The sequence below is a fragment of the Enterococcus sp. LX10 genome (genome assembly GCF_023539285.1).
Lineage (GTDB): Bacteria > Bacillota > Bacilli > Lactobacillales > Enterococcaceae > Enterococcus > Enterococcus faecalis.
Genome location: NZ_CP092784.1, coordinates 1,949,315 through 1,968,434 on the forward strand (window position 1 = coordinate 1,949,315; position 19,120 = coordinate 1,968,434).

The 19,120-nt window shown below is 38.1% G+C and carries 20 protein-coding genes; 2 read left to right on the forward strand and 18 right to left on the reverse strand.

From position 1 onward, the window contains the following. Window positions 1–8 precede the first annotated feature (8 nt). The 10 genes from sufU to MKZ30_RS09185 all read right to left on the reverse strand — a co-directional run bounded on the left by sufU (window position 9) and on the right by MKZ30_RS09185 (window position 8,869). Window positions 9–476, reverse strand: a complete 468-nt coding sequence (gene sufU, locus MKZ30_RS09140; RefSeq protein WP_002356768.1) for a Fe-S cluster assembly sulfur transfer protein SufU — start codon at window positions 474–476, stop codon at window positions 9–11. Next, window positions 463–1,698, reverse strand: coding sequence for a cysteine desulfurase (locus tag MKZ30_RS09145; RefSeq protein ID WP_002372178.1), 1,236 nt, complete (start codon window positions 1,696–1,698; stop codon window positions 463–465). Before MKZ30_RS09145 ends, sufU begins: the two co-directional genes overlap by 14 nt. After that, window positions 1,695–2,981: a Fe-S cluster assembly protein SufD gene (gene sufD, locus MKZ30_RS09150; protein WP_002368983.1), complete on the reverse strand. Its 1,287-nt coding sequence runs from the start codon at window positions 2,979–2,981 to the stop codon at window positions 1,695–1,697. Before sufD ends, MKZ30_RS09145 begins: the two co-directional genes overlap by 4 nt. 14 nt (window positions 2,982–2,995) lie before the next feature. Then, on the reverse strand, window positions 2,996–3,766 hold the full coding sequence (gene sufC, locus MKZ30_RS09155; RefSeq protein WP_002356763.1) for a Fe-S cluster assembly ATPase SufC: 771 nt from the start codon (window positions 3,764–3,766) through the stop codon (window positions 2,996–2,998). Window positions 3,767–4,135: 369 nt separating this feature from the next. Further along, the gene (gene frr, locus MKZ30_RS09160) at window positions 4,136–4,693 is read right to left on the reverse strand and encodes a ribosome recycling factor (RefSeq protein ID WP_002420040.1); all 558 of its coding nucleotides are present in this window, start codon (window positions 4,691–4,693) and stop codon (window positions 4,136–4,138) included. A gap of 3 nt (window positions 4,694–4,696) precedes the next feature. Next, the gene (gene pyrH, locus MKZ30_RS09165; protein WP_002356761.1) at window positions 4,697–5,419 is read right to left on the reverse strand and encodes a UMP kinase; all 723 of its coding nucleotides are present in this window, start codon (window positions 5,417–5,419) and stop codon (window positions 4,697–4,699) included. Window positions 5,420–5,679: 260 nt separating this feature from the next. Beyond that, window positions 5,680–6,561: a translation elongation factor Ts gene (tsf, locus tag MKZ30_RS09170; protein ID WP_002356760.1), complete on the reverse strand. Its 882-nt coding sequence runs from the start codon at window positions 6,559–6,561 to the stop codon at window positions 5,680–5,682. 105 nt (window positions 6,562–6,666) lie between these two features. Further along, window positions 6,667–7,452 (reverse strand): 30S ribosomal protein S2, encoded by a 786-nt coding sequence (rpsB, locus tag MKZ30_RS09175; RefSeq protein WP_002356759.1) that lies wholly within the window; start codon window positions 7,450–7,452, stop codon window positions 6,667–6,669. Window positions 7,453–7,635: 183 nt separating this feature from the next. Next, window positions 7,636–8,073, reverse strand: a complete 438-nt coding sequence (locus tag MKZ30_RS09180; protein WP_002382772.1) for a GNAT family N-acetyltransferase — start codon at window positions 8,071–8,073, stop codon at window positions 7,636–7,638. Between the two features lie 19 nt (window positions 8,074–8,092). Beyond that, window positions 8,093–8,869, reverse strand: coding sequence for a TrmH family RNA methyltransferase (locus MKZ30_RS09185; RefSeq protein WP_002356757.1), 777 nt, complete (start codon window positions 8,867–8,869; stop codon window positions 8,093–8,095). Between the two features lie 106 nt (window positions 8,870–8,975). Between MKZ30_RS09185 and MKZ30_RS09190 the strand changes: the two genes are divergently transcribed. Together MKZ30_RS09190 and yidC are read left to right on the forward strand one after the other, a co-directional pair. After that, window positions 8,976–9,251: an acylphosphatase gene (locus MKZ30_RS09190; RefSeq protein ID WP_010706543.1), complete on the forward strand. Its 276-nt coding sequence runs from the start codon at window positions 8,976–8,978 to the stop codon at window positions 9,249–9,251. A 166-nt stretch (window positions 9,252–9,417) separates the two neighbouring features. Then, entirely contained in the window at window positions 9,418–10,350 is a 933-nt protein-coding gene (gene yidC / locus MKZ30_RS09195; protein ID WP_002382768.1) for a membrane protein insertase YidC, read from the forward strand. Window positions 10,351–10,383: 33 nt separating this feature from the next. Here the strand turns inward: yidC and MKZ30_RS09200 are convergent, their stop codons facing one another. The 8 genes from MKZ30_RS09200 to MKZ30_RS09235 form a co-directional block, all read right to left on the reverse strand. Beyond that, window positions 10,384–10,575, reverse strand: a complete 192-nt coding sequence (locus MKZ30_RS09200; RefSeq protein ID WP_002382766.1) for a DNA-directed RNA polymerase subunit alpha C-terminal domain-containing protein — start codon at window positions 10,573–10,575, stop codon at window positions 10,384–10,386. Between the two features lie 39 nt (window positions 10,576–10,614). Next, a complete protein-coding gene (gene glyS, locus MKZ30_RS09205) occupies window positions 10,615–12,699 on the reverse strand; it encodes a glycine--tRNA ligase subunit beta (protein WP_033600660.1) in 2,085 nt (694 codons plus the stop codon). Window position 12,700: 1 nt separating this feature from the next. Then, entirely contained in the window at window positions 12,701–13,609 is a 909-nt protein-coding gene (glyQ, locus tag MKZ30_RS09210) for a glycine--tRNA ligase subunit alpha (RefSeq protein ID WP_002379669.1), read from the reverse strand. A 647-nt stretch (window positions 13,610–14,256) separates the two neighbouring features. Continuing rightward, window positions 14,257–15,051 (reverse strand): DNA repair protein RecO, encoded by a 795-nt coding sequence (recO, locus tag MKZ30_RS09215; RefSeq protein WP_002374343.1) that lies wholly within the window; start codon window positions 15,049–15,051, stop codon window positions 14,257–14,259. A gap of 82 nt (window positions 15,052–15,133) precedes the next feature. Then, entirely contained in the window at window positions 15,134–16,036 is a 903-nt protein-coding gene (gene era / locus MKZ30_RS09220; RefSeq protein ID WP_002359745.1) for a GTPase Era, read from the reverse strand. Between the two features lie 13 nt (window positions 16,037–16,049). Further along, a complete protein-coding gene (locus MKZ30_RS09225) occupies window positions 16,050–16,451 on the reverse strand; it encodes a diacylglycerol kinase family protein (protein WP_002382764.1) in 402 nt (133 codons plus the stop codon). Further along, the gene (gene ybeY, locus MKZ30_RS09230) at window positions 16,435–16,914 is read right to left on the reverse strand and encodes an rRNA maturation RNase YbeY (protein ID WP_002356745.1); all 480 of its coding nucleotides are present in this window, start codon (window positions 16,912–16,914) and stop codon (window positions 16,435–16,437) included. The genes MKZ30_RS09225 and ybeY overlap by 17 nt, the downstream gene beginning before the upstream one ends. Next, on the reverse strand, window positions 16,914–19,112 hold the full coding sequence (locus MKZ30_RS09235; RefSeq protein WP_002382763.1) for an HD family phosphohydrolase: 2,199 nt from the start codon (window positions 19,110–19,112) through the stop codon (window positions 16,914–16,916). Before MKZ30_RS09235 ends, ybeY begins: the two co-directional genes overlap by 1 nt. Window positions 19,113–19,120: the final 8 nt, after the last annotated feature.

A 19,120-nucleotide genomic window follows, 5' to 3' on the forward strand; every position in this document is an offset into this window, starting at 1 on the left:
CCCTTTCTTTATTTTTCACAATGTAAATGACCGGCTTCGCCTTGGCCGTTATTAGCAACAGCCTGCTCTAAGGCTTTCCAAGCCAGGGTTGCACATTTAATCCGAGCTGGAAATTTAGCTACGCCGCTTAACATTGCTGCATCGCCTAATTTTTCATCTTCGGCCACTTCATTTCCTTGAACAAGTTGAGAGAAATCCTCTGCTAAGGCCGTTGCTTCGGCGATTGTTTTTCCTAAGACCGCATCAGTCATCATACTAGCACTTGCGGTACTGATGGAACAGCCACTTCCTTGAAAGGCGATATCTTTAATCACACCGTCTTCAATGGCCACATCCAGTTCAATCACATCTCCACAAGTAGGATTATTCAGTTCAATTGTTTGGCTAGACGCATCTAGCGTTCCGTGGTGATGTGGGTGGCTAGAATGGTCCAAAATGACTTGGCGATATAAGTTATCTAATTTAGAAAGTGCCATGCTGGAAAAACTCCTTTGTCGCTTTAATCGCTTCAACTAAGCGATCTGCGTCTTCTTTGGTATTGTATAAATAAAAACTTGCCCGTGCAGTTGCTGGCACGCTCAGATAGTTTAATAGCGGTTGCGCGCAATGGTGACCCGCTCTGACAGCGACCCCTTCCATATCTAACGCCGTAGCCACATCATGTGGATGTAAACCTTCAATATTAAAAGCAATCACACCTGTGTGGTCTTTTGGATTCTGTGGACCATAAATCGTCAAGCCCTCGATAGCTTGCAACTTCGGCAAAACATAGTGAACAAGGGCTGCTTCATGTTGATGAATGGCCTCTAAACCAATTTCAGTTAAATAATCAATGGCGGCACCTAAGGCAATTGCCCCAGCAATATTAGGTGTGCCAGCTTCAAATTTCCAAGGAAGCTCTTTCCAAGTACTTTCTTGAAGATGAACAAAGTCAATCATTTCGCCACCAAATTCCACAGGTTCCATTTGTTCCAATAAATGACGTTTGCCATAAAGGACACCAATTCCAGTTGGTCCACACATTTTGTGACCACTAAATGCATAAAAATCAGCATCGATGGCTTGAACGTCCACAGGCATATGAGGAACTGCTTGCGCGCCGTCTACCACCATCACAGCGCCATTTTGATGGGCTAATTGTGTTAATTCTTCGATTGGATTAATGACCCCTAACACATTTGAAACATGAGCAATCGAAACAATTTTCGTTTTTTCTGTAATTTGTTGACGTGCGCTTGCCATGTCTAAAAAGCCGTCTTCAGTGACGTCTATATACTTCAAAATAGCCCCTGTACGTTGGGCTAATTGTTGCCAGGGAATAATGTTTGAATGATGTTCCATGTAAGATATGACGATTTCATCCCCAGCTGTAACTGCCAAGTCACCATAACTTTTGGCAATCCAATTCAAACTGGTTGTTGTTCCTCGTGTAAATAAAACTTCCGCTGTTTCTTTGGCATGGATAAATTGGCGAACCTTTTCGCGGGAGGCCTCATAGTCTTTCGTTGCTCGTTCGGCTAACGTGTGCACCCCACGATGAACATTGGCATTATCGGTTTCATAATAATGTCGTAAAACATCTAACACCGCCGTTGGTTTTTGGGTTGTCGCAGCATTGTCTAAATAAACTAGCGGTTCATCATTAACTTCTTGAAATAAAATAGGAAACGATTGACGAATGGTTGCTGCATCCATCATGCGTTTAACTTCCCTTCGATTACTTCTACAAATTCATTTTGTACTTCTTTAACTGGAATTGCTGTAATGACAGAACCTAGGAAGCCACGAATCACCAAACGTTCCGCTTCTTCTTTACGCAAGCCGCGGCTCATTAAATAATACATTTCTTCTGGATCTACTCGACCAACGCTGGCTGCGTGTCCGGCAGTCACTTCATTTTCATCAATTAAAAGAATTGGATTGGCATCACCACGAGCTTTATCAGACAACATTAAAACACGACTTTCTTGCTGTGCGTCGGCTCCTTTTGCTCCTTTTAAAATGTGGCCAATTCCGTTAAACGTTAAAGTACCACGTTCACGAATAACTCCATGTTGTAAAATATGACCTATTGAATGTGGCGCTTTATTTGTCACTCGTGTGTCGATGCCTTGTGTTTGTTTACCTGCACTAATTGCAACGACTTTAACTTCTGAATGAGCGCCTTCGCCAACTAAATCAGAATCAAAATCAGCAACAACATCGCCATCATTCATGACGCCTAGAGCCCAATCAACAGAGGCATCCCGCATAATATAGCCACGACGATTCATATAAGTCGTTACAGTTTGCCCTAATTGATCCACAGCTGAGTATTTAACTTTTGCGCCATCTTTCGCAATCACTTCCACAACGATATTTCCAGAAGCCTTCTCTGCGTGATGACCAGTTGATTGAAAACGTTCTAAATAACTGAATTCACTATGATTATCTGCAACGATTAAAACATGTTTAAAGAAAGGTTGGTTGCTATCTGAATCCTGAATAAACAAAGATTCAATGGGCTCTTCAATCACTACGTTTTTAGGAACGTATAAGAAAACGCCACTATTCATGAAAGCTGCATGAGCTGCTGTCAGCTTATCCTCTTCTGGTAATACGGCTTTAGTCATATAGTATTCTTTAACTAATTCTGGGTGTTCTTGTAAAGCAGTAAAAATGTCTGTAAAAATTACCCCTTGTTCCGCTAATGAGGCTGGCAATTGCTCAAAAGCATGAAAAGATCCTTGTTGAACAATTAAAGGATTGTCTTTCATTTGATCAAAACTTGCGACATTTCCTTCAGAAGGCACATAACTTTCCATGTGAACATTTAATAAAGGCCAACGATGAAATTTCACACGATCAATATGTGGTAACTCACTTTCGTCAGCGTTTTTTAAAGCCGTTGTTCGCAATTCAGTCATCCAAGCTGGTTCTTCATGTTCTAGTGAAAAAGCGGTGACTTCGTCAAGATAATCCATTAGATTTACTTTTTTCATTTATCTTGTCCTCCTTACGCTTCTTCTTTGTAATCAATACCTAATTCTTGGCTGATACCAGCATAGCCTTCTGTTTCTAAACGTTTTGCCAAATCAGCCCCACCAGTTTTCACAACGCGGCCTTCCATCATGATATGAACAACATCTGGCGTGATATAGTTCAATAAGCGTTGATAATGGGTAATAATTAACGCACCAAAGTTCTCGCCGCGCATTTCATTAACCCCTTTAGAAACTACTTTTAACGCATCGATATCTAAGCCTGAATCAATTTCATCTAAAATGGCAAACGTAGGCTCTAACATCAATAATTGTAAAATTTCATTTCGTTTTTTCTCGCCGCCAGAAAACCCTTCGTTTAAGTAACGCTCAGCCATTTCTTCAGGCATATTTAATAATTCCATTTTGCTATCTAATTTTTTTAAGAACTGCATGACTGACATTTTGTTGTCTTCGTCACGTTTTGCATTGATTGCTGCACGCATGAATTCAGCATTGGTAATCCCTGGAATTTCACTTGGGTATTGCATTGCTAAGAATAAGCCAAGGCGAGCGCGTTCGTCTACTTCTAAATCTAAAACGTTGACGCCATCAAATAGAATTTCTCCTTCTGTGACTTCATAGTTAGGATTTCCCATAATTGCTGCTGATAAAGTAGATTTACCAGTTCCATTAGGCCCCATAATTGCATGGATTTCTCCAGTATTAATTGTTAAATCGACTCCTTTTAGAATCTTTTTATCTTCAATTGATACGTGTAAATTTTTGATTTCTAAAACAGACATGTACAATTCCCTCCAACTTGTTTTAATCGTTTTTCCGTTCTCACTCATTTTAGCCTAATTGAGAATGAATCGCAAATTACAATTGCTAAAAATAACAACTCTTATCATCAAATTTTAGGATTCAATTTGTGAAGGAAAATTTTAAAAGGCTGATATTTCAAAGTTTCTCTATATTTTTAAGTGATCCTCCCTACACAAAGAAAAAAATTCTGGTAGAATAAAAAAATTTATTAAAGAAAGCGTTTTCTTAAATAATTACTTTAGAATGACTTTCGCAAAGAGAGCGTTGAGATACGCCTTCCTCATCTATACAAAAAAATCCAGAGCAATTGCTTCTCTGGATTCAATAATTTTTATTAGTGATTGGTTTTATACTTCTAAAAGTTCTTGTTCTTTTTCAGCAGTAATCGCATCGATATTTTTGATGCTATCGTCTGTTAATTTTTGAACATCTTTTTCAAATGAACGTAATTCATCTTCAGTGATGTCGCCATTTTTTTGAGCTTTTTTCAACTCATCCATTGCATCACGACGAACGTTACGGACAGCAACTTTTGAGTTTTCCGCTTCTTTTTTCACGTCTTTGGCTAATTCTTTCCGACGTTCTTCCGTTAATTGTGGAATCACTAAACGGACGACATTTCCATCATTGGTTGGACTAATGCCGATATCACTCATTTGAATAGCTTTTTCAATGTCAGCGATAGAATTTTTGTCAAACGGTGTAATCATTAATACACGTGCTTCTGGGATATTGATACTTGCTAATTGGTTAACTGGTGTTGGTGCACCATAATATTCTACTTGAATACGGTCTAATAGACTTGCGTTCGCACGACCAGCACGAATTTGACCTAATTCACGGCGTAAGCTTTCTTCCGCTTTTGTCATTTTTTCTTTGGCTGTTGCTAAAACTTCTTTAGACATTCTTTATTTCCCCCTTACAGTTGTTCCGATATTTTCACCAAGGATGGCACGACGGATATTTCCTGCTTCATTTAGGTTAAAGACAACTAAAGGAATATCGTTATCCATACTTAATGAGCTTGCTGTTGAATCCATTACTTGCAGCCCTTTAGAAATAACATCTAAATGTGTTAGTTCTTCAAATTTTGTCGCTGTTTCATCCACACGTGGATCCGCAGAATAAACACCATCAACATTGTTCTTCGCCATTAAGATGACGTCCGCATCTACTTCTGCAGCTCGTAACGCAGCCGTTGTATCTGTCGAGAAGTAAGGATTTCCTGTTCCTCCGGCAAAAATAACAACGCGGCCTTTTTCTAAATGACGTTCTGCACGACGACGAATGTATGGTTCTGCAATTTGACGCATTTCAATTGATGTTTGAACACGTGTAGGCACACCAAGATTTTCTAATGTATCTTGCAATGCTAAGGCATTCATCACAGTAGCTAACATGCCCATATAATCTGCTTGTGCACGTTCCATGCCCATTTGAGCACCAATTTGTCCACGCCAGATGTTTCCGCCGCCAACCACGATGGCCATTTCGATACCTAATTCATGGACCTCTTTAATTTCTTGGACGATTTCTTTAATGACTGGTGGTTTAATGCCAAAACCGTCTTCTCCGGCTAGCGCTTCTCCACTTAACTTTAATACGACACGTTGATACTTAGGTTTAACCATCATAATTCCCTCCAAGATTCTCTAAAAATCATTCAATTCCTCATTTAGATGACTTTTCACCAAAATGATTTTTTAGACCAAGCAGTGCGATCCACTGGTTTTGCCTAAAAAAAGGGAGCGCATATCAAAGTTATGCGTTCCCAAATGGCTGAAAGACTGCCTTGAATCAAGCAGTAATCAATTTATGCAGCTTCCTTTGGGGATCGCTGTCTGTTTAGATACTTATGATTCACGGCTTTTCAACCGAGCGTTTGATGCTCTTAGTTTTTCATTTGGCTCATTACTTCATCCGCAAAGTTATCTTCACGTTTTTCGATACCTTCGCCAACTTCAAAACGTACGAATGATTTCACTTCGCCGCCTTTAGAAGCAACAAATTTTTCGACAGTCATATCTGGATCTTTAACAAATGGTTGGTCAACCAAAGCGATTTCTGCTTTGAATTTTTGTAGACGACCAACAACCATTTTTTCAACGATATTTGCTGGTTTACCTTCGTTTAATGCTTGTTCAGTTAACACAGCTTTTTCGTGTTCTAATTCTTCTTGAGGAATTTGAGATTCGTTGACATAGCGAGGGTTGATTGCCGCGATGTGCATAGCAACATCTTTCGCTACTTCTTCGTCAGTTGTGCCATCGATAACTGTTAATACAGCAATACGGCCACCCATGTGTAAGTAAGCGCCAAATGCAGCATTGTCAGCTTTTTCGACAACTTCAAAACGACGGAAGCTGATTTTTTCACCAATAACAGTTGTTGCTTCGATTAAATCAGATTCGATTGTGCCTTTTTCAGTTTTAATAGCCATTGCTTCTTCCATCGTAGCTGGTTTGTTTTCAGCAACTTTAGTCGCAATATCTTTAACTAAATCTTGGAACATTTCGTTTTTAGAAACGAAGTCAGTTTCTGAGTTTACTTCAACGATTGCTGCAACGTTACCTACAGTTGCTACGTTTGCTAAACCTTCAGCCGCAATGCGGTCATTTTTCTTCGCTGCTTTAGCCATACCATTTTCACGTAAAAAGTCTACGGCTTTTTCCATGTCGCCTTCTACTTTTACTAATGCTTTTTTAGCGTCCATCATTCCAACGCCAGTCATATCGCGTAATTCTTTTACCATTTTAGCTGTAACGTCTGCCATTATTTGTGTCCTCCTCGGATATTATCAATTCTTTTTAAAAAAGCTATCTCAAAGGAGAATCAGGCTTTTTGTCGCCTAGCCTTTGAGACAGCTCCGTAATCATTATTATTCAGCTGATTCGTTATTTCCTTCAACAACATCAACGATTTCTTCGATTGAAGTTGCTTCTGGTGTTTCTTCAACGAATAACTCTTCAGTTGCTTGGTCTTCCCCTTGGTTACCTTCGATGAAAGCGTCAGCCATTTTAGCAGTGATTAATTTCACGGCGCGGATTGCATCATCATTTGAAGGGATTACAACATCGATCTCATCAGGATCACAGTTTGTATCAACCATTGCAACGATTGGAATGTTTAATTTGTGTGCTTCTTGAACAGCAATGCGTTCTTTACGTGGGTCAACGATGTACATTACATCTGGAATTCTTGGCATATCAGCGATACCACCTAAGAATTTTTCTAAACGTTCACGTTCTTTGTTTAAGCCAGCAACTTCTTTCTTAGGTAAAACTTCGAAAGTGCCGTCTTCTTCCATTGCATTGATTTTTTTCAAGCGAGCAATACGTTTTTGGATTGTATCCCAGTTAGTTAACGTACCACCTAACCAACGATGGTTTACATAGTATTGACCAGCGCGGATTGCTTCATCTTTGATTGCTTCTTGTGCTTGTTTTTTAGTTCCTACGAATAAAGCAACGCCGCCTTCTTCTGCAACGTTTTTCATGTAATCGTAAGCTGCATCTACTAATTTCACTGTTTTTTGTAAGTCAATGATGTAGATACCGTTTCTTTCTGTGAAGATATATTTCTTCATTTTTGGGTTCCAGCGACGAGTTTGGTGACCAAAGTGTACGCCGGCTTCTAGTAATTGTTTCATAGAAATTACTGCCATGTTGTGTTTCCTCCAGTTTGGTTTTTATTTTCCTCTTCTTTTCGTCAACTCCTTGAAGAACTACCGTAGTAGCACCACTTCGCAGATGGAAAAGAATGTGGATTTCGTGTGTGAAAATCACACCTTTAACAGTATAAGATATTTTCAGAAAAATAGCAAGCCTTAAAACTAGAAATGTCGCTCCTACTGCGCTTGCCAAACAAGATGACATTCTTCGTTTCCCGTTTCATCGATGGTTCGCTTTTGTTGGACAAAGCCTTGTTTTTGATAAAAGGCATAAGCTGCTTGATTTTCCCTGTAAACAGCCAAAGATAAGACATCCTGTTCTTCTTTTGCTACTTGCAGTAATTTCTGACCGATACCCTTCCCTTGAAACGCTTTTTTTATAAAAATTCCTGCGATATAGTTATCCATTAATCCTAAAAACCCAATTATCTGATCCTCTTCTTCTGCTAAGATCAGTGTTGCTTTTGGTAACGCAGCGCGGACAAATGCTTTATTTTCTTGCCAATAAGTTGGCGCGACAAATGGATGAGCTTCTAGATTCGTTTGCAGCCAAATAGCCATAATGGTTTCTAATTCTTTTTCTGTTAACTGGGTTGTCTTTTTGATAGTCAGCATTTTTTGACACTCATTTCTGTTATTGATTATTTTCAAAATAAAACATTAACACGCCCGCTGCGATAGCGACATTCAATGATTCTGCTTGACCTTTCATTGGAATATAAAGATTTTTCGTGGTTTCTGCTAACAATTCTGGCGAAACCCCGCTACCTTCATTGCCTAAAATCAACGCATAATTTTCCACTGCCTCTTGTTCATAATAAGCAATCGCAGCTTCATTTAGTTCTGTACCGAAAACTGGTAGACCTTGCTTCTTGAATGCCTGAACCACTTCGGTCAATTCTCGTTGGAGAACCGGCAAATGATAGTGACTTCCCTGCATTGAGCGCAACACTTTTGTATTGTAAATATCTGCTGTGCCCTTACCTAAAATCACACCTGCTAAACCTGCTGCATCAGCTGTGCGAATCATCGTACCAACATTACCAGGGTCTTGGATATTATCTAAAAGTAACCAACCACCTTTAAAAGAAAGCGACTGCTCTTGTTGCGTTTCCAAGGTGACAATTGCCAAAATTCCTTGTGAAGTTGGCAGCTCCGACAAGCTATTTAAAACCTCATCACTAACAAAAATTAATTTTTCTGTTTCTTGTTCAGCTAACCAAGTTCCCCATTCTTGTTGACCTCTTTGGTTAAACAAAATCCACTGAACATCGGCGTTGGCCTTCACGGCTTCTTCAACTAAATGAAATCCTTCTATTATATATTGGTTCAGTTCTTCTCGGTACTTCTTTTTGTGTAATTTTTTCCATTCTTTTAATTGGTTATTTTTCGTTGATGTAATTTCTTTCATAAGTCACCTCGCCTTTGTATTATAGCATGCTTCTAGCTTGCTTGGATACTTGCTAGAACCAAGAAAAATCGCTATCATAAAGAAAAAAGCAAAGGAAGTGTCTCTCATGGAAAAACTAAGAATGAATGTACAAGGGCGTGTCCAAGGTGTTGGCTTCCGCTACATGACCAAAATGGTGGCAGATCAATTAGGTGTCACTGGTTCAGTGAGAAACGAAGACGACGGGTCCGTTTCAATCACAGCAATTGCACCTGAAGACATAATGGAAACATTTATCAAAAAAATCAAAGATTCCCCCAGTCCAGCGGGACGTGTAACGTATGTTGATATTCAAGAAGACCCTTTGTTAGAAGAAACGGAACAATTTAAAGTAATCCAATAAACTTACTTTCTAACGATTGATTTCTTTGGGAAGAAGCCTTGAACAGCAAGTAGTTCCTGCTTTTTATTGATTTTTGTAAGAGCTTCTTTTCGATTTTGATTGAAAAAGAGCGCTGTTTCAAGTATAGTTAACCATGTAAAAATTTTTTAGAAAAGGACCGAATTACATGCGTAAATTAAACCGATGGCTTTACGGCTCTGGCTTACTATTTTTAGTAATGTTTTTATCAGGCTGTGTGAAAACAGGAGCAGATGGACAACCAACTGGTGAAGGTTTTGTCTATAACTTCCTTGTTTTACCGATGAGTAATGCAATTACTTATCTTGTCGATAACTTTAATTGGAACTATGGTTGGGCGATTATTTTTATCACCATTATTGTACGGATCATTATTTTACCGTTAGGCTTACATCAATCGAAAAAAAGCTTTATCCAAACGGAAAAAATGCAAGCAATCAAACCTCAAGTGGATGTTGCACAAGCAAAAATGAAACAAGCAAGTACGCGTGAAGAACAAATGGCCGCACAAGCAGAACTACAAAGGATTTATAAAGAAAACAATGTGAGTATGGTTGGCGGAATTGGTTGTTTGCCTTTATTAATTCAAATGCCTATTTTCTCTTCTCTGTTCTTTGCTGCTCGTTATACAAAAGGTATTGCCACGGCAAGCTTCTTAGGAATGAATTTAGGGCAACCAAATATGATTTTAGTGGCATTAGCTGGTTTAGCCTATTTAGCTCAAGGTTATATTTCAATGATTGGTATTCCTGAAGAACAAAAGAAAACAATGAAATCAATGCTGATTGTTTCACCATTAATGATTGTTTTCATGTCCTTTAGCTCACCTGCAGGCGTAGCGCTTTACTGGGTAGTTGGTGGTATTTTCACATGTATTCAATCTGCCATCACAAATATCCTCTTACGTCCAAGAATTAAAAAACAAGTACAAGAAGAATTGAAAAATAACCCACCAAAACAAGTGGTTACTCCTATTAAGGATGTGACACCAAAAGAAACAAACAAAGTAACGCAAAAAACGAACCAACCAAAAGCAAACGGCAATAAAGGTCGCAATGCTGGAAAACAAAAACGTAAATAAAAAAAGGATCGCCTCTAAACGGCGATCCTTTTTTTACTTCAATTCTTTCCCAGTCATCTCTTCAATAGTTCGAATAGACTTTGGACCAAAGCCATGCAACGAAAGTAACGCTTTTCGGCCTCGTGCGTAGAGTTCATCCACACTGTCGATTTTTTCATTCGTTAGTGCACGAACAGCTGGCTTTGATAATTGTGTTAAAATTTGTTCAAACGTTGTTTCAGACATGCTGTCGGTTCCTCCTTAGCGGTCGAAAAGCAGCGCTTTTTATTTTACAATTAATAAATCTAAGCTAGCAATTGATAACGCCATTTTAGCAATTTGCATTAATTGTTTTAATCGGTTTTGTTTGACTTTTTCATCCTCAACCATAACCATCGTTTCATTGAAGTACGCATCAATTAACGGACGTAGATTTACTAGTGCTTCATAGTTTTCTGCAATCGTGCGTATCGCAAATGCTTCAGATAAATCGTTAACTGCTTGATACAGTTCTTTTTCTGCCTTATTTTCAAATAGACTTGGATCAATCCCTTCTTCAGTATCACCTAAAAGTTCTTGACCTTTTTTCGCTAAATTAATAACACGCGTTAAGGCTTCCATTGATGGTTTAAAATCTTGATCTTCAAAACGGCTTTTTAAAATATTCGCTGAAGCAAATAATTTCGATAAATCGGCTTGCTCAGCAGACACCACTGCATCGATAATGTCATGGCGAACATTTTTCGTCATTAATAATTGACGTAAGCGAGCTTTCACAAATTCAACGACTTCTGCTTGTCCTTCGTTTAGTAAAACGCCATATTTCTCAACATCTTGATTCACTGCTTCATCAACTTCTGTTTGTAATTGGACTAATGGGAAGGTCCAGCCTTTATCTTCAATAATTCGGATAACGCCATAGGTTTGACGACGAAGTGCATAAGGATCGTTAGAACCTGTTGGAATCATACCAACTGAGAAGAATGAAAAGACGCTGTCAAGCTTATCGGCTAAGGCTAAAACAGCCCCGATTGCTGTTTCTGGCAATTCACCTTCACTGGAAGTTGGTAGATAATGTTCTCGAATAGCCGTTGCTACAGCTGGTTTTTCGCCTTGTAATAAGGCATATTTTTCTCCCATAATTCCTTGTAATTCTGGGAATTCACCAACCATATTTGTTACTAAGTCAAATTTATAAATTTCAGAGGCACGTTTTAAATCTTCCAATTCCTCCTCAGATAAGCCAACTTTTCGACCAATGATTTGTGCAATTAGAGCAACCCGTTGCATTTTTTCATAAATTGAGCCAATCTTTTCATGGAAAGTCACATTTTTTAGTTTTTCAACACATGCTTCAATCGTTAATTTTTTATCTTCATTGTAAAAGAATTCTGCATCTTCTAAACGAGCAATTAACACTTTTTCATTTCCTTTAATCACGTTTTCAAGGTGAACATTATCCCCATTGCGAACAGCGATAAAATGCGGCATTAATAAGCCTTGGTCGTTACGAACTTCAAAGTAACGTTGGTGTTCTTTCATAGAAGTCACTAATACTTCATCTGGAACAGATAAATATTTTTCATCAAAACTACCTACAAATGCAGTTGGATATTCCACTAAATTCGTAACTTCTTCCAATAACTCTTCATCTAAAGCTAACTGCCAATTTTTTTCTGCAGCGAGTGCGTTCGCTTGATCAACAATCATTTGTTTCCGTTCATTCGGTTGAACCACTACAAATTGTTCTTTTAATTTTGCTTCATATTCATTAGCATGTTGGAACGTCACATCGTCTCCCAAGAAACGGTGGCCACGAGAAGTTTGCCCTGTCGTCACGTCTAACACGTTGAAAGGAATTACTTCATCATCAAGTAGTGCCACAATCCAGTGAATTGGACGAATATATTCGAAATCATAGTTTGCCCAGTGCATTGTTACCGGGAAAGTTAGACTTGTAATCACGTCATTTAATTTTGTTAATACTTCTTTGGCACTTTGGCCTTTGGTAAACTTCGTCACATAGACATATTCGACACCATTTAATTCTTTGAAAACAATGTCCTCAGTTGTGACTCCTTGGCCGCGTACAAAACCTTGTGCAGCTTTTGACCAATTTCCTTCAGCATCTAAAGCAATCTTTTTCGCTGGACCTTTTACTTCTTCTTCAACATCCGCTTGTTTTTCAGGAATCGCAGTTACTTTCACGGCTAAACGACGAGGTGTGGCAAAGGATTGCACTGTTTCATAGTCTAAATGATGTTCATCTAAAAATTTGATTACTTTTTCTTCAAGTTGGATACGGCTTGGTGTGACAACATGTGCGGGCATTTCTTCTAAGCCAATTTCTAATAATAAATCTTTTGCCATGTTATTCTGCCTCCTTGGATACACTTTGATCTTTATTTAATAATGGGAACCCTAATTTTTCACGTTCAGCCACAAAAATTTTCGCTACGGAACGAGCCATATTCCGAATGCGGGCTAAATATCCTGCACGTTCCGTTACAGAGACAGCGCCGCGAGCATCTAATAAATTGAATGTATGGCTACATTTTAAAATATAATCATAGGCTGGGTGAACTAAGCTTTCTTCAATACAGCGTTTAGCTTCTTTTTCAAATTTGTCAAAGTTTTCTAAAAGCATTTCTTGGTTACTAATTTCAAAGGAATATTTTGAATGTTCATATTCAGGTTGGACAAAAATTTCACCATATTTAACGCCTTGTGTCCATTCTAGATCATAGACACTTTCGACTTCTTGGATATATGATGCCAAGCGTTCTAACCCATAAGTAATTTCAGAAGTGACAGGATGACATTGTAAGCCCCCGACTTGTTGGAAATACGTAAATTGGGTAATTTCCATGCCATCTAACCAAACTTCCCAACCTAAACCAGCACAGCCCATTGAAGGATTTTCCCAGTTATCTTCTACAAAACGAATGTCATGTTCTAATGGATCAATTCCTAATAATTTCAAACTTTCTAGATAAAGTTCTTGGATATTTTCAGGAGAAGGCTTCATTACAACTTGGAATTGATGATGTTGGTATAGACGGTTTGGATTTTCACCATAGCGTCCATCAGCTGGACGACGAGAAGGTTCTACGTAGGCAGCATTCCATGGTTCAGGTCCAATGGCACGTAAAAACGTGTAAGGACTCATGGTGCCGGCTCCCTTTTCTGTATCATAGGCTTGCATTAACATACAGCCATTAGATGACCAAAATTTTTGCAAGGTTAAAATCATTTCTTGTACGGTTAACTTGTTTTTCATTGTTTTCCTCCTTGGAATATTTTTTATAGACATAGGGATTGGCTTTGCTTCGGGAATGTAAATTTAAAAAGGGCTACAGAGAAACAATTTTGTAGAATGGGATAATTTTTATGCTGTTATAACGTTCCACATCTGCTCCATGTTTTTGGCTAAACAGTTTGTTTTAGCACAGAGGAGACAACGTTCCCTTTGGTCACCTTGTACTGTTCCACATCTGCTCTGACACTTTTGCGCCAATTGAGCTTTTTTGAATAAACGTTACTATTTTTCTTTTGGTGTTAACTGTTTGCTTTTTTTATTCGGTTACAACGTTCCCTTTGGTCACCTTGTACTGTTCATCATCTACTCTGTCGCATTTGCGCCAATCGTAGTGATTCACAGCAAAAAGTCCCCATGCCTATTAATAGACATAGGGACGAATAATTATCGCGGTTCCACCCTACTTCCGATGTGTTCATCGGCAGCTTCGTTTGTCGTACTCCAAAGTGCCTTTCAAAAGTTCCGTGTTTCTGGCTCCCACTCTCCCAGATTCGCTTAACAGAGGGTTCTTTTTACTTCTCTTTTTCTTCGTACGTATTTAACTTCTCTATCATAATACGGTGTCTGAGGGAAGTTGTCAAATTTTTTTTAGAAAAACGACTGCTTGTTTATGTTTCTTTTTCTTCCTTCTTTCGTGGTGGAATTTTTAACGTATTTTCCCACGTTTTCATTTGATCAATAAATTTTTTGCTTTTTAAGTGCAACCCGACATATTCATCGTATAACATATCAATCGTTTCTCGAATACTTTTCTTAGTTTCTTCTTTTACTTGAATGTTTTGGACTTTTTCATAGGAGACTTGCGAAAATAAGCGAATAAAATGAATTGCTCTAGGATCTGCATGGTAGCGCTGTTCATCTAAATGCCAATGTTTTTCACAAAGCACACCGCTATATTTTGAGGAATAATCAAATTTCCCTTGTGTTTCGCCACAAGCCACACAATGATGCCATTCTGGTCGTACACCAAACCGTTCTAACAATTGAATTTCAAAAATATTTGTAATGATTTCCGGATCTTTTTGCTCATTTAAAGCGGATAATGCCATGTGGGTAAATTGAAATAAATTAGGGTCATAGTGCTGATCTTCAATTGCTGCATCGACTAAGTTTAAAATATATGTTCCATATGCGTTAATAAATATGTCTTGTTGAATGTTTCGAAAAGGTTGAACTTCTTTGCTGCTATTGAGAAAAGATAAGCCTTCTTCTCTAAAATTTCCGATGTAGACGGCTTCTGTAAATGGCAGAATCGCTGGCAAAAGAGGATTATTTTTTCGATGCGCGCCTTTCACAAAAAACATCAATTTCCCATAGGATTCTGTAAAAATTTTGACGAGTTTATCCTTCTCTTTAAAATCCTTCGTAAATAAAATAATGCCTTTGGTCTCCCCTAATGCCATTCAATTCACTTCCATTTCTTATGTAAATTAGTGTAGTGTTTGGAAAGTTCGTTTATACACTCGCTTCCCAAACACTACTTTCTTAATATTCTTCTTTGCGATAACCAAAATCTTGTAAATAGATTTTTTTGTCACGCCAGTCTTTTTGGACTTTTACCCAAAGCTCCAAATACACTTTGTCATCTAATAAATATTCAATATCTTGACGCGCCTTGGTACCAATTTGTTTCAGCATTTTTCCGCCTTTGCCAATAATGATACCTTTTTGACTGTCCCGTTCCACAATAATGGTTGCTTGGACATGGACTTTATCGTTTTCATCCCGTTTCATTGAGTCCACAACGACAGCGACAGAATGAGGAATCTCATCTCTTGTTAAAAGTAACACTTTTTCACGAATTAATTCGGAAACGATAAAATATTCTGGATGATCCGTAATTTGGTCATCAGGGAAATATTGTGGTCCTTCTGGCATTTGCTCAACGAGAACATCCATCAAATGCTCAAAATTATTTCCTTCAGTGGCAGAAATGGGAATAATTTCTTTAAAGTCCATTTGTTTCGAATAGTCTTCAATAATACTCAATAAATCATCTGGATGGACTTTGTCAATTTTATTAATAATCAAGTAGACTGGACTATTATTATTTTTCAATCGTTCAATAATAAAGTCGTCACCTTTCCCGCGTTTTTGATCAGCACTTACCATAAATAAAGTAGCATCTACTTCACGCATCGCATTGTAGGCACTTTCCACCATGAAATCGCCTAAGCGGTGTTTAGGTTTGTGAATCCCTGGAGTATCGATAAAAACAATTTGTGCTTCAGGAATTGTATAAATTCCTTGAATCTTATTACGAGTTGTTTGTGCTTTGTCACTCATAATTGCAATTTTTTGGCCGACAATTCGATTTAACAATGTTGATTTTCCAACATTTGGTCTGCCGACAATGGCTACGAAACCAGATTTATGTTCAGTTGTCATTGTATTTCTCCTCTTATTTCCACATTTGAATGATTTGTAAAATTTTTGGTACAAATAGAATTAGTCCTACTAGCACTGCGAAACCGGCTGTTAATAAAACAGCTCCTGCGGCCATGTCTTTGACTTTTTTTCCGATTGGATGAAAGTGAAAATCCGTAAACATATCTACGACATTTTCAAAAATTGTGTTGATAATTTCTGCCAACCAGACAAGAAAAACGGCCAATAACAACCACAGCCATTCAGCAAGTGTTAAGGAAAACAAGAAACCAAACACAATGGCCGTGACGCCAAACGCCACATGTTTGCGCATATTACGTTCTTCTCGAAAAACTGTTTTGATTCCTTGCCAGGCAAATTCTAATGAATTAATAAAATGTTTATTTTTTCCTGTTTGCTCATCTTTTAAGGCCATACGCATCTAAAATCTCTTTCTGTAAACCAAACATTTCTTTTTCATCTTCAGGTTCCATATGATCGTACCCATTCAAATGTAAAAAGCCATGTACTGCCAAAAAGCCCATTTCTCGCTCCAATGTGTGCCCATATTCAACTGCTTGTTCTGCTGCTCGCTCTGTTGAAATAATTAAATCACCTAGATTACGTGGTAGCTCTGCCAACTCTTCATCATCAAAAATAATTGGCAATTCGTCTTCCCCTTCATCCTCTAAAGCAAAACTGATGACATCTGTAGGCATATCTTTGCCCCGATAGTCACGATTAATCACTTGGATACCTGCGTTATCTGTAAAAGTCACCGACATCTCCGTATCTTCGGCAATTTCTAGAAAACCCGCTGCAAATTGCAGCAAATTTTCGATTTCTTTGATTTCTTCTGTTGGTACTTTCTCGGTTTCATCAATGAAAGTAATATCCATTAGTCATCTCTCTTTTCTTGTTCATCTTTCATTTCTTCTGCTTCAGCTTTCATTTTTGGATACTTAATCCGTGAATGGAAGGTACTGCATAATCCATTAATTAATGATTTTTCAATGATGCGAATCTCTTTCATCGTTAACCCGCATTCATCTAATTGGCCATCTGAAATTCTATCTTGAATCACATTATGCACAAAGGCTTGAATTTTTTCGTTGGTCGGATGATCCATCGCCCGCACAGCAGCCTCACAAGTATCAGCAATACTCACAATCCCTGCTTCTCGTGTTTGTGGACGTGGCCCAGGATAACGGAAGTCTGATTCTTTAATTTCAGGATTGCGTTCTTTTGCTTTCACATAGAAAAATTTCATCAATGTTGTGCCATGATGTTGACGACAAATGTCAATCACCATTTGCGGCATATTGTACTCTTCTAAAATTTTGGCGCCATCAATTACGTGGCCAAAAATAATTTGTTTACTATCTTCTGGCAATAAAAAGTTATGTGGATTTTCTGCGCCAGCAGGTAAGTTTTCCACAAAGAAATTGGCGTGTTTAATTTTGCCAATGTCATGGTAATAACAAGCAACTCGTGTTAATAGCGACCGTCCACCAATCTCAGCAACAGCGTTAGCGCTCAAACTAGCCACCATCATGCTATGATGATAGGTACCTGGCGCTTCTTCTAACAGTTGTTTTAACAACGGATGGTTCGGATTACTTAATTCATTCAAGACAATCATACTATCATCAGTCACTAATAATTCGATATATGGATGCAAGCCCATTGTTGCTAAAAATGAAAGTACCGTTCCTGCACCTGCACAAATTAAAGCTGTCCACGTTTTACCATCTGTTAAACTCATTCCTTGATAAATCATTAAGACAACCGCCATGAAAACAGGAAAGACCACTACCCACATTAAAGCTGGGAAAACTTGCTCACTCATCCGTTTCCGTTTAACAACTGTTGCTAGAAATCCTGAGAATAAGTACATAATCAGAATAACCGTCAACGAGTTTGTGCCAATAGAATTATAAAAGATAAATAACGCAAAAACGACTTGGAAAATGGCAGCGATTATCCCTGAACGACGATTTACAAAATGATTTAGAATCAGCGGCGCAAAGGCTGCCGGATAGAACAAGGGAATATACATCAACTGCTCTGTTTGGAAAATCTGGAAGAATTTCATTAAAATAACACTGATTAGCATAGCACCCGTGTAAAAGATAATAAACGAGCGTTGTCGCGAAGGCTCAGTCACTTGTTTTGTAAAGAAAATTAACACTTCAACTTGAAGTAAAATAGCTAATGCTAATGCCACCATCGGAAAAATAGAGGTATTTTGACTAGTCATTCCTAGTAACTCAAGTTTTTCGACCGCTTTTGCATCAATTTGAGTACCTTCACGAACAATAATTTCGCCTTGATAAATCATTGCGGGTTGAACAGCATTCATCGCTTTTTGACGCAGCTCTTCTGTTCGTTTTTCATTGGCAATATCGTTTACCACAATCCCTTGGTTAACAATGTAACGAATGACTTGTTGCATGGTACTCGTAATATCTAAGTATTGAATTTTACCGTTAGCTTCTTGGCGAATTTTATCCAAATCAGATTCTCGAACGTGATTTTGCATTGCGTCATCCACCAACATCAAACTTTCTGAACGAACCTTATCCAATTGCTCAGAGGTTAATGTAAAGATTGTTTGATAAAAAACATTAGGAAAACTTTGATAAAACGTAACTTCATCTTGCGGTAAAGATTCAAACAATGACTTTAAGCTAGCTACTCGTTCTTCCACGGTCGGCGCAGGAATCGTTTCTTCCTTTTTGGCCTTCGCTTGCTTATTGCTGTACTCTTTGTCTACTTTTTCATTCGCAGAATCAATCAATTTAAATAATTTATCAATACGATTATGTTGGACAGATGCCGTATCTTCTTGATAAATATATTCGGGGGTGACAGCTTCTGCTGCCAATTTTTTTCTTTGTTCTGTTTCGTAGGTATTCTCGATATTTTTATTTGCACGAATGGTTTTCTCGGCCAGTTGACCTTCTTTAATTTCTACTCTTTTCTGATGGACACTGCCAAACATAATCATAAATAAAAGAAGAGAAAAAACGGCTAATAAAATAGGTAAGTAGGCCTTACCTAAACGATCCCCTAACTTTGTAAGTACTTTTTTCAAAAGGTACT